Raw genomic sequence first — 11,192 nt, 5'->3', positions numbered from 1 at the left:
CCCGGAAAGTTCTCAGAGGACGGTCGATGCCTACTGCCGGGGGGCGCCCGAGGTAGGTACATCACCATGACCACCCTGGCGGTTTCCCTGGCTACCGCCAGGCACGGACAAGGTCCTCCGGACCCCAGTGCGCCGCAAGAGGTAGACCATCCTCGACACCGCAACGGGACACCGCAACCAGCGCCGTGTCCGGCTCGGCACCGGGCACGGCGAGCATGTCCCGTACCAGGGCGTCGTACTCACGACGGCCGAACGGCTGCGACTCCAGCCACTTCACCGAGCCGATGAAGTGAACCTGCCCTGCGACGGGTTCACGGTCGGCTCCGATCAGGTCGATCTCCGGGTTGTTCTGCCGGTTCCACCAGCCGCCGACCGCCTCCGTCTGCGGCCACATCTCGTCGGGCAGCAGCCGCAGCAGCGACTCGCGGACGACCGGCTCGACGGCCCGGCCCCGCCATGTCGTCCACGACCGCTCGATGCGCTCCAGCGCCAGATCACCGCGACCGCGCTCGATGAGCGGGATCCCGCGCTGCAGGAAAGCCAGCCAGAACCGGAGATACGGATCGGCGATGCGATAGCGCTTGTTCTTGCTGTCCGCCTTGACCGAGAGCGGCAGGTCAGCGGCCAGGACTCGCTTGGCCAGCAGCGTGTTCAGCAGCGGAGACAGCGTGCCCGAGGGCAGCGCGCCGGCACCACCGGCTTGTGCGGCAATGGTCGAGAAGGTCCGCTCGCCACTGCCGACCGCTTCCAGGATCGCGCGCGAGTGGGACGCCTCGGGAAACTCCCCCAGCAGCGACAGTTCGCCCGCCACCAACAGCGGGGCAAGCGGGTTGGACACAGCCTCGCGCAGGAAGTCTCTGCGGTCCATCCCCGGGCTCCAGGACTGAACGATCTCCGGGAATCCTCCGGTGATCAGCAGCGCGTCCACCGCTTCCGCCGCCTCAAGACCGGTCATCGCCTGCACATCGGCCAGATGCAGCGGCTGTACGGTCATCTTGGCCGCCCGGCCGAAGAACGGGCGCCCATAGGACTGCAGCGCCTCCATCACCGACATGTCACTGCCGACCAGGATCAACAGGACGGGCTTGGCGGACAGGTGCCGGTCCCAGACCGTCTGCAGCGCCCCCTCGAACTCCCCGTCCTGTTCGACCAGCCACGGCACCTCGTCGACCACCGCGATGCTCGGGGCGTCGTCCGGAACCGCGACCGCCAGGGAACGCAGTGCCTGGTTCCAGTCGGCGGCCTGCAGCCCGGCCACCAGCTCAGCCCCGGGAAGAGGGGAATGCGCCAGCGTCGCGGCGAAGTCCGCCCGCTCGGCCACCGCGTTGCGTCCCCGGGTCGCCTGGAAGACCACGTACGGAAGCCCGGAACGGTCGCAGAACTCCTGGACCAGACGAGACTTGCCCACCCGGCGCCGGCCCGTCACGATCACAGCCTGACCACGCGTGGCCCCCGTACCGCCGACCACCAGGCCCAGCTGTCGAGTCAGCTGATCCAGGTCGGCAGACCTGCCCTTGAACTCCATCAGAGCCCCACCCCTAACCTCCATGAAACATAGATTCGATATTACGTAGATTGAATCTTACTTAGATTCTAGCTCGCTTCCACCGTCCCCGTCGGCAGCCCCGCCGAGACGGCGGGGAAGGAATCCGCTCGCCGGCGTCTCAGTCACCGAAGCCCACACCCTTCAGATTCTGCGACATTCAGCGCATTTCCGAGTCGTGGGACATGCGTGGGACGGCAAGCCTGACAACCCATCAGCTAGGTGCCTGACCTGGGCAAACCTCCGGAGCCGTGTGCGCAGGTTCGAATCCTGCCGGGGGCACTCCGGAACAAGGCTCTGACCAGCGGAAACGCAGGTCAGAGCCTTTCTTGCTCATGCCAAAACGCACACGGTCTCTTGACCGTTGCTCTTTTCAGGGCTCGCGGCGCCGCACATGCCGGGCTCAGCGTCTTCCCTTGTGGATTTACGCAGATCAGACCTTTTGCACGGAGCGCTCACCTGTCACACCCGCCCTCCGAAACCGGCGGTGCGGCCCGCAGTGGTCCGCCGGCGCTCCGCGCCGCAGAAACCGCGTGTGACCTGCTCGGATGCGCGGCTTGATGCGAGGAAACACAAACGGTCTGGTGGGTCGTTGCACCCAGGGCCCGATATACGACATTTGCGAGATACGTCCAGTTCCCAGGCACTTCGCGTAGCGGGTCAGGAGAACCTCGACGCTGTTGCCTGCGCGTTGGGCGACTTCGACCGGGTCAGCGTCCGCGCACAACCACGTGGACAGCGCCGAGTGCCGCAGGTCGTAGGGCCGTTTCGCCAGCTGGGTGGCCGCGCGAGCGGGAGGCAGCGCCAGAGCGCGGGCCTCGCGCCACACATAGTGGTAGGCGGTGTAGCTGAGGATGCCGCCGCGTTCGCTGAAGAACAGCCGGCCGTCGTCGGCCGTGCCGAACGTGGTGACGCTCTCGCGCCACAGTGTCACCAGCTGCGGTGGGAGCGGCACCACGCGAGTCTCGCCGGGCAGGCGGTTCTTCAGTTCGCGTTCGTCGTGATAACGCCCGGTGTCGGTCCACCGCTTGCCTGCCTGCGGCAGAGTGCGGTGCACGATCAGCCGCCCCCAGCCGGTCCTCGGCAGGCGGCAGTCCGGCAGCGCCACCGCGATCGCTTCCTCCGGGCGCAGGCCCGCGTAGTACATGCCCGCGAACAGTCCGACCAGCCGGCGGCCACGGGCTCGCCGGTAGCCGGCGACGTACGAGATCGCGGTCAGCAGCTCCCGGGCCTGGTGCGGGTTGGCCACCACACGCGGATCCACCGAGACGGCCGGCTTGGGCATCCGCCAGCGAACCCGCTCCAGCGGGTTGCTACCCAACTCACCCCGCTCCATGGCGTAGTGCAGGGCGTGCACCAGCACCTTGCGCTTGCGCCGCATCGTCTCCACGGCCGCTTCGCCACCATCGAGCTTGCGGCGCAGCGACTCCAGCACGTCACGCGCCAGGATCGGATCGTGCAGGTCGACCAGCGGCCGGGACGCCTTCGCCACCCACTGCAACACCAGCCGGTCCTCCGCCGGCGGCCCCGTCTGTCCCGGCCTGGGTACGACGAAAGCCCAGTGCCGCAGGGCCCGGCGCAGCAGCCGCTCGTTCGGCCGGCCGGGAAGGTCCCAGAACATCGCCAGAGTGACGGTTGTCAGCCCGTCGCTGACCTCATCACGGGTCTTCGCCGCCCGGCCGGGCCAGTGGGCCCGCGCGTACTCGGTCGCGAAGGCGTACCAGCTCACCTGAGACCGCCCCCTGGGCATGTGGGCAGCCGTGCTGTCCTGGGCCATGCCCACGCGAATGGCCCTCACCAGCTCCGCGCCGAACTCACCCGCCAGATCCGCGACAGCGCTGCCACCGTCCTGCCACCCGACGCCGCGCGGCTGCGCCGCGAAGTCCGTTGCAGCACCGCTGTTTCGCCCGTTCGAGTCCATGCCCGCCTCCTTCTGATCGGCGGGGGCATGACTGCCCAGCGCATCCACTCGAACATCCCCCGGCAAGAGGGCACTCGGGTATCGCCCGGTTGACGAGCGCGGATTATCAGACGTTCGACAGGGCTACACCGCAGTCATATCCGCTTCTGGTGTGGCCGGTTCCGCACCGTGCTTCGCCATGCGCACTTGTCTGCGCCCCAGCGCCCCGCACTACCGTTCCCGGCCGGCCGGGGCACGCGGACACCGTGGGGGATGCATGGCAAGAACAGCGCGGCAGATCTTGAACACCCTCGACCGCCACAGGAGTGTTCGCATCCGGTCGTCAGCGGAACTCGTTGCCCATGTCGACTCCGCGGCGGCAGTCATCGACCGACAGCGCCGGGAGAATGGCCAGGGAGCGGTACGCAGGAAACCCGACCTGCGGCCCGTCGCGCAGGCCGAGTGCGGTCGCTCCGTCGAGTTGACGCCGTGGCAGGTGCTGCACGCCGTGGCGCGCGGCTACGTGCTGGCCGGCCAGGGAATGGGCCGGGGGCTCGCGGAGCACTGGCTGGGCCTGAAGTACTGCGAGGCCCTGCACGGCAACCGGGCCGGAGCCATCGACCTCACCGAGAAGGGCCGCACTCCTGAGCGCTGGTACAAGGCCATGCAGGCCCGGGAGCTGGCTGTCGGTTTCGGCCTCGCGGCGGCAGAGCACATCGTGCAGCAGCGCTACCCGGACCACATCATCTCCGTCGTGGACACGAGCACGATTCTGCGTGCCGGCTGGGCCCTGGGCGGATCACAACGGGACAAGGAATCCCGGCCCCGGCCTGACTACCTCATCGAGGCGTGGAAGCCCGGCGAACCGTCGAAAGTCACGTTCGTGGTCTGCCCGGACACACACGTCGGCGTACGCCGCCCCGTTCGCGACCCCCCGGTCAGCGCCCCGCCGAAGAAAGCCGAAGGACGATGCCCCGCTGGTGGATCACCATGCCTGGCGCAAATAGCGCCGCCGCCAGTCCTCGACGTGGATCCGTGTCGAGGACTGGCGGCGGCGAGTACAAGCTGGCGGCCACTGCAGCGGTTCAGCGGGCGCCCGTGAGACCTATGCCGAGACCCATCTCGCGATTATCGGGCTGGTCTGTGACCGCTCCGTCCGGCGGGCAGTCGCCGCAAGACCAGCACCGAACTGGTACTCGTCCGGCAGACCGCCTGCTGATCAACCAGCAGGCGAACCGCCCGGGCGACGCGCCGATTCAATCGCTCCTTGGGTTGTTACCGCTTGCGTGCTCGGAGGAACGCCATCACGGCGCCCACGAGGGTGAGGCTGATGCCGCCCACGGTCAGTGCGAGGGCCAAGGTCCCGTGGGTGTACGGCAGGGATGCCGCCAGCACTCCCGCGGTGATCAGGAGCAGCACCGCTCCGGCGATCTCACGTTCACGCATGTGTCACCTGCATCCGTCGTTGTAGCTCGAGTATTGCCCGGGGATCAGACCGGGATACCCGATGGGCCACTTGAGCTTGACGCAACGACGGTAGTCGACCGCCTGCTTGGCGTGCCAGGCGATGACTGCGGCATTGAGGAAGACCCACTTCATCAGGACGTTTGCGCCGGAGAACATGGCTATGGCGGCGGCCACGACTGCCGGCATCTCGGACGCCGACTTCATCCGCAGGGTCTCCCGCTTGTTGAAGTAGATCGTTCCGCTGACCCATCCCCAGGAGACCCGCCACATGCCGTTGAGGTCGTACATGTTGATCGGGTCGGCCGGGTAGACGTACGGGTTGTCGTTGCCGCCGAGGACCGGGTCCACAGACAGGAAGCGGCCCGTGTCCGGCTTGTAGAGGCGGACGCCCATGAGCGTGAGCCCGGCCGGGGTCTCCGCCGAGCGCTGCTTGGCGCCGAGCCAGCCGTAACGTGGCGTGTTGCCTCGGGCGTTGCCGTACTCGTCGGCGTCGTACGCGGTCGGTGCGATGCCGGCGTCCAGGGGCAGGACGAGCGAGACGTCGCCGTGCCGGTTGGTGAGCTGCAGGACGGTGCCACCGGTCTTGCCGGTGATCGCCGCCAGGTCGCCGCTGGGGGACGTCACGTTGCGGGTGAGCGCGCCGGTGGCGGTGCTCTCGACGATCCAGCGGGGGCTGTCGCAGGAGCAGTCGTAGTGGTTGACCTTGGTGTCCTTGGTGGTCCAGGTGCCCGAGGCGTTCGACTCGGTGGTCCACCCGCGCGGCCGCAGTTCGGAGTCGAGCTGCCAGGTCTGGCGGTCGGATCCGGTGGTCTGCTGCTGCACGAGGTCGTTGGCGTGGTAGGCGACGGTGCTGCCGGGGACGGCCGTGGTCCGGCCGAAGGCGTCGTAGGCGTAGCCCGTGTCGACCTGGCGGTCCGCACTGTCGTAGGTGTACGTCTTCACCGTTCCGCCGGTGGCGGAGCAGGGCGCGCCGGCGGTCCCGGGGACCGTGGTGAGCGAGGTCCGGTTGGACCGCGCGTCGAAGGCGTACGTGCGGTTGGTGCAGACGCCGTCGACGGTGTCGTCGACCTGGACGAGGCGGCCGGTGCCGTCGTAGCGGTAGTTCTGCTCGGACCAGCCGGAGTGCCAGTTCACCTGGGCGTGGGCCGTCTCTGTGACGGAGTCGGCGTAGACCACGGTGCCGTCGCTGTCGCGCTTGTAGACGCGGCTGGTGACGGAGCCGGCGCTGTTCCGCTTCTGGGCGAGGCTGTAGCCGCCGGGCAGTGTTTCCGCGCTGACGGCGCCGTTGGCGTCGTACTCAGCCGTGAAGGCGCCCGCGACCGAGTCAGTGATCCGCGTGGCCAGGCCGCGGGGCTCGGCCGTGTCGTCGTAGGTGTAGGTCACCGTTGACGGTACGGAGTCGCTCACCTTGACCGGGCGGTTGAGGGTGTCGTACTCGGTGGTGGTGGTGCCGCCGTCGGCGTCACCGTATGAGACTGTGCGGCCGAGCTTGTCGAACTGGGTGGTGATGGTGCCGCCCGTCGTCGACGAGGTCTTGACGACCTGGCCGGTGGCGGGGTCGTAGGTGGTGGTGACCTGCGGGACGGCGGCGCCGGGCCCGGTCACGGTGGTGACGGTGGTGCGGCCGACCGCGTCGTGTTGCTGGACGGTGGTGCGCGTGGCGCCGTTGGCCGTATCGGTCCGCTTGGTGGCCTGGCCGTAGTAGCCGTACTCGATGGTGCTGTCGGTCACCTCGGTGGGCTGGCCTGCACCGCCGGTGATGGCGCCGGCCGGGCCGTTCCAGCATTCCATGCCGGCCCACTCGGGACGGCCCTTGCACCAGCCGGTGCCGGTGGCCTGCCAGTAGGCGATGACGCGGGAGGCCGCGTCCTGGCCGGTGCCGCCAGGGGGCACGACATCGGTGACCCGTCCCTGCGCGTCGTGGAAAATGCTGGTGGTGAGGTTCAGGCCGCCGCTGTCCCTGATCTCCAGGTTGGGCAGACCCTTCGCCCAGTCGTACTGGGTCTCGAAGTGGCGCTTCTCGCCCATGACCGAGTAGTAGTCACGGACGCGGGCGCCGGTGATAACGAGGGTCACCTGGTCCTTGACGGCGGCAGTGCCGTCGGTCGGGCGACCCCCGTCGTACTCCTTGACGGTCCAGGGGCGGGCCGGGACGGACGTGCCGGCGGCGACCAGCGTGGCCGTGCCCTCCTTGAGGGGCTGCGTCAGGTCGACGCGGCGCATCGGACCGAAGGTCTCGGTCTCGCGGACGCCGCGGGCGTCGTAGAGCGACTCCTGCGACAGCAGGCGCGCCCGCTCACCGCTGGACAGCGCGGCGAGGCCGAGGTCGGCGAGCTCGGACTGCTCGGCCGGGGTCGTGCCCAGGGCCAGGGCGCGGTTGGCGGCGGTCAGCTGCCGGACATTGTTGCCGAAGCGGTCGTACTCGGTCGTGGTGATGTGGCCGCCCGGGGTGGAGGTGTTGACCTGCCGGCCCGAGTCGTCGAGGTAATGGACGGTGGCCCGCCGGTAGGAGGCGGCGGAGAGGGATCCGCCCGCGTGGGCCGTCGGGACGGTGTCCGGCGGGAGGATCGCGGTGGCGTCGGCGGGGACGTTCTTCTGGCCCCAGCGGTGCACGTCGGTGCTGCCCATGGCGTTCGGCGCGGAGGCACCGGTGAGCGGCACGCCGTAGACGACGGAGGTCACGGAGTTACCGTCGGTCACGGTGGTGCTGCCCTGCTGGAGGGCCGGGCGGGTGACCTTCAGCAGCATGCCGGCGCCCGGAGCGGTGCCGGCTCCAGCGTTGCCGTAGGTGAAGGTGTACGGCAGCTGCCCGGCGGGATCGAGCCAGGTCACCCGGCCGCCCCAGTAGGCGTACTGCGTCTCGGTCTGACGGCCCAGGCGCGGGTCCCAGAACTGGCGCAGACTGCCGTTCTTGTCGTAGCGGTAGGCGACCACGGCAGTCGCGGTGGCGGCCGCCGCCCCGGGCTGGGTGGACCAGAGGCGAATCTCCTTCACCTGGCCGGCGAAGTCCCCGAAGTCCGCGTCTACTGCGGTGCCGGTAGCCGTGGTGGTTGTCGCGTACACGAACTCCAGGGCGCGGCAGCCCTTGGTGGAGGGCGTGGTGCGGCAGGTGGCGACCGGGACGGCCTCGGTCGGAGCGATCAGTAGCTTCGGCCTGGCGAGCTGCTCGGTGCCGGCGGTGACCGTCTCGGAGACGATCGTGGACGTGGAGTCCGCGAGTCCGTCCTTGCCTGCGGTCTGGGCCTGCCAGGTGGTAGCTGCTGGGTCGGGTTTGGCGAAGGTGGTGCGACCGCCCTCGTTGTTCGTCAGGGTGAACGTACCGGTGAAGGCGCCGGTCAGGGTGAGGGCCTCGGCGCCGGGCTCGGCGACCCAGCCGGTGCGGTCGGCGTTGGCGGTGAAGCCGATACCGGTGCCGTCGCCCTGGACCACGTCGAGGGCGGTGTCGGACACCTTGCGGATGTGGGCGTAGTCGGAGGCGGGCGCCTCGGCGACCGTTCCCGACACCCACTCCTTGCCGAAGATGGCCACCTGGCCCTGCTGCCGGGCACCGGAGTCGGGGGTGCGCGAGGAGGCGGTGCGGGACACTGACAGGCCGAAGTACGACGTGTCGGTGGTGCCGAGGGTGTAGTCACCGGTCAGCAGGTTGACCGAACCGGGGCCGACGGTCTCGGTGGCCGCGCCGTCAGCGTTGCGGTCGACGACGATCGTCAGCGGCTGGGTGGAGCCGGTGACGCCGCCGGGGCCGGTGAAGTCGGACTTGATCTGGACCGTGCCGTCGGGGTCGACGGTGTCCGTGGCGTTCCAGGTGAGCTGCGGGGTCTGGCCGCCGGTCATCGCGACGGGCCAGGCGCTGAGTGCGGTGCCGCCGGAGGTGACGTCGGCGGTCGGGATGTGCACCCAGGGGTCGGCCGCGGAGCGGCGCCAGGAGAACGACGCGGAGTCGTACTTTCCGGCCTCGGCCTCGGCCTGCAGCGGGACGCGGCGGGCCGTGCGCACGCCGTCGGCGGGCTGCAGGAAGCCGCCCGGGCCGGCGTGGAAGGTGTAGTCGAGAGGCTCGGACGTGTTGTCGGCCTTGTCCGCCGAGCGCACCCGCAGCGTGTGGGTGCCGTCCTTCGGCGGCGTCACCGAGATCGCCTTGGCGGCGGCGGCGCCGTCGGTCGCGACCCGGTTCCAGGTCACGCCGTCGAGCGACCACTCGATCCAGTGGTGGTCGGCAGCGGGTGGGGTGACGGTGAAGGTACCGGCCTGGCCGGCGCCCTTGACCCACGCGTTCGAGGGGTAGTCCGTCGAGGTGATCGCGGTCGGGGCGGAAGGCGCGGTGGTGTCGACGGTGAACGTCTTCCACTCCGACCAGGCGAGGTTGTAGTGCGTGCCGTCGTACGGCGAAGTGCGGAACTTGTACGTCTTGCCGTTCGTCAGCGCCCCGGCCGGAACGGTCACCGAGGCGACCTGGCCGGAGGGCACGAACGGGGAGGCGAGAACGTTGCCGACCTGGGTGTCGGTGGCGGAGTCGAAGATCTGGAAAGTGCCGTTGACCTTGTCGCCGTTGCCGTCGACAAAAGTGTCACGCAGCGTCGGCGTCACCGTGTTGACGGTGTAGGCGCCACCGTAGGAGAAGAACGGCGGGCCGGCCTCCTGCTTGGTGCCTGTACGCGGACGGTAGTTGTAGGTAACCGTGAGCTTGGGGACGTTGGCGGACGCGTTGGCGGAGTTGACCCGCTTCCACTGCTTGGTGTTGTTCTCGTCCGTGGCCCGCAGGCCCATGCTGGAGGACGTCCACTTGTTGTTGGACCAGTGCTGGACCAGGTTGGTGACGTCCGCATTGATCCAGCCGTCGGGCTGGGAGGCGCAGCCGAAGTTGCCCGTGGTCTCGGTCGAGGTGGCCATCTTGGTCACCATCGCCGGCTGATTGGTCCAGCGGGACGCGGTGGTGGCCGCGTTGGCGGTCCACACCTCCCAGGGCTGGACGATGCAGTCGGTGTTGGCGGAGTGGAAGTTCCACAGGCTCAGCTGAGCGCTGGAGACCAGCGCGTCGGCGACCGGCGCCGTGTTCCACGTGATGAACGACCGCGCGGTACGGAAAGTACCGTCACCGTTCGTCGTACCCGGGTTGCCGAGGTCCAGCTCGGTGTCGTTGGACCAGTCGACCGTCTCGCCCTGCTGGACGTAGGTGTCGAACAGGTTGCCCAGCGAGGACGTCGAGGGGTCGACGGTCACGGGGTACTTCGTCGCCGGATCGGCGAGGAAGGCGGCGTCGGGGGTGATGACGAGGTCGACACCGCCCTTGGTCTTGACGACCTTCATACCGACCTTCGCCCGCCGGGTGTGCTCACCGGAGGCGGCATCCACGGTCGAGTCCCACATGACCGGGGCCGGCATCGTCGCGGTCTTCTTCGACTTCTTGTCGGTGAAGAGGACGCTGCCGTCCGGCTGCTGCTCGACCTTCAGACCCTTGGTCTTCAGCGGCAGGGTGTAGCCGAAGCCCGCCTCGGGCTTGGCCTTGACCTCGACGAACTGCTCGAAGCCGGTACGCGTCGCCTCGACGATCACGTCCGCGCCGGGCACGGCGCTCTCGTACGTGGCGCGGGTGCCGTCCAGCTTCGGCGCCGGCAGACCGCCGCGCCACTGCAGTGTGATCGCCTCGTCGCCGGTGCCCAGCGTCACCAGGTCGGTGGTCTCGGCCGGCTTGGCCCCCTTCAGGAAGGACACCTTCGTGCCCGTCTTCCCGGACAGGCGCAGGCCCTGCGGGTGCGCCTTGGAAGCTACCGAACCGTCCGGCGCCGCCGCGAGGTTCACATCGACGTCCCGCCACTCGCCGGTGGCCGCGTCCTTGAACCGTACGGGGCCGGCGGAGAGGTCGGTGGTGAGCGAACCGTCCTTGTTGACCCAGGTGGTGGAGGACTCGGTGCGTTCCGAGAGCGCCTCCACGCGTATCCCGGAGAGACGCGCGGCGACCCGGGCGGAGGGTATGTCGGCGGCCGAGGTCGCGGGTTGCGGCTTCGGCGCCTGGGCGGCGGCCGTCGCGGTGCCGGACGCGACGGCGGCCTCGGCTCCGAAGAGCGTGGACACCGCCATGACCAATGCCAGACCGCCGGCGGTGTTGCGCAGACCGCCTGGTCCGGTGCGTGGTGAACGAGCGCGCCTGAACGGCGCGCCCGTGTTACGGGTAGTCAAGGTTCCCCCAGAGTAGGAATGTTGGTGCGGGTGGGACGCATGTCCGGAAGCACCCACGGGGGAACCTAAGGCGCAGTAAAAGACAATTAAGGGGATGTACCCCTAATA

General features: G+C 69.1%; 5 protein-coding genes. 1 reads left to right on the top strand and 4 read right to left on the bottom strand.

The features are described from left to right. Positions 1 to 91: 91 nt before the first annotated feature. On the bottom strand, positions 92 to 1,525 hold the full coding sequence (locus ACODT5_RS45395; protein ID WP_422524723.1) for an ATP-binding protein: 1,434 nt from the start codon (positions 1,523 to 1,525) through the stop codon (positions 92 to 94). A gap of 451 nt (positions 1,526 to 1,976) precedes the next feature. Then, complete coding sequence (locus tag ACODT5_RS45390) at positions 1,977 to 3,464, bottom strand: tyrosine-type recombinase/integrase (RefSeq protein WP_422524722.1); 1,488 nt, start codon at positions 3,462 to 3,464, stop codon at positions 1,977 to 1,979. 256 nt (positions 3,465 to 3,720) lie between these two features. Here ACODT5_RS45390 and ACODT5_RS45385 point away from each other — a divergent pair, with 256 nt between their 5' ends. Beyond that, positions 3,721 to 4,545: a hypothetical protein gene (locus ACODT5_RS45385; protein ID WP_422524721.1), complete on the top strand. Its 825-nt coding sequence runs from the start codon at positions 3,721 to 3,723 to the stop codon at positions 4,543 to 4,545. A gap of 173 nt (positions 4,546 to 4,718) precedes the next feature. On the opposite strand, the gene ACODT5_RS45380 is transcribed toward ACODT5_RS45385, so the two are convergent. Beyond that, positions 4,719 to 4,889: a hypothetical protein gene (locus ACODT5_RS45380; protein WP_422524720.1), complete on the bottom strand. Its 171-nt coding sequence runs from the start codon at positions 4,887 to 4,889 to the stop codon at positions 4,719 to 4,721. 3 nt (positions 4,890 to 4,892) lie between these two features. Further along, positions 4,893 to 10,985: a DNRLRE domain-containing protein gene (locus ACODT5_RS45375; protein WP_422524719.1), complete on the bottom strand. Its 6,093-nt coding sequence runs from the start codon at positions 10,983 to 10,985 to the stop codon at positions 4,893 to 4,895. Positions 10,986 to 11,192 lie beyond the last annotated feature (207 nt).

Origin of the sequence: Streptomyces tatrensis (assembly GCF_049310065.1) — a bacterium.
Classification (GTDB): domain Bacteria; phylum Actinomycetota; class Actinomycetes; order Streptomycetales; family Streptomycetaceae; genus Streptomyces.
Note: the sequence above shows the minus strand (reverse complement) of the source record. Positions and strands in the feature narration are given on the sequence as shown.

Coding starts and splice junctions, on each gene's coding strand:
- ACODT5_RS45390 (WP_422524722.1), bottom strand. CDS start 3,464: ATGGACTCGAACGGGCGAAACAGCGGTGCTGCAACGGACTTCGCGGCG.
- ACODT5_RS45375 (WP_422524719.1), bottom strand. CDS start 10,985: ATGGCGGTGTCCACGCTCTTCGGAGCCGAGGCCGCCGTCGCGTCCGGC.
- ACODT5_RS45395 (WP_422524723.1), bottom strand. CDS start 1,525: ATGGAGTTCAAGGGCAGGTCTGCCGACCTGGATCAGCTGACTCGACAG.
- ACODT5_RS45380 (WP_422524720.1), bottom strand. CDS start 4,889: ATGCGTGAACGTGAGATCGCCGGAGCGGTGCTGCTCCTGATCACCGCG.
- ACODT5_RS45385 (WP_422524721.1), top strand. CDS start 3,721: ATGGCAAGAACAGCGCGGCAGATCTTGAACACCCTCGACCGCCACAGG.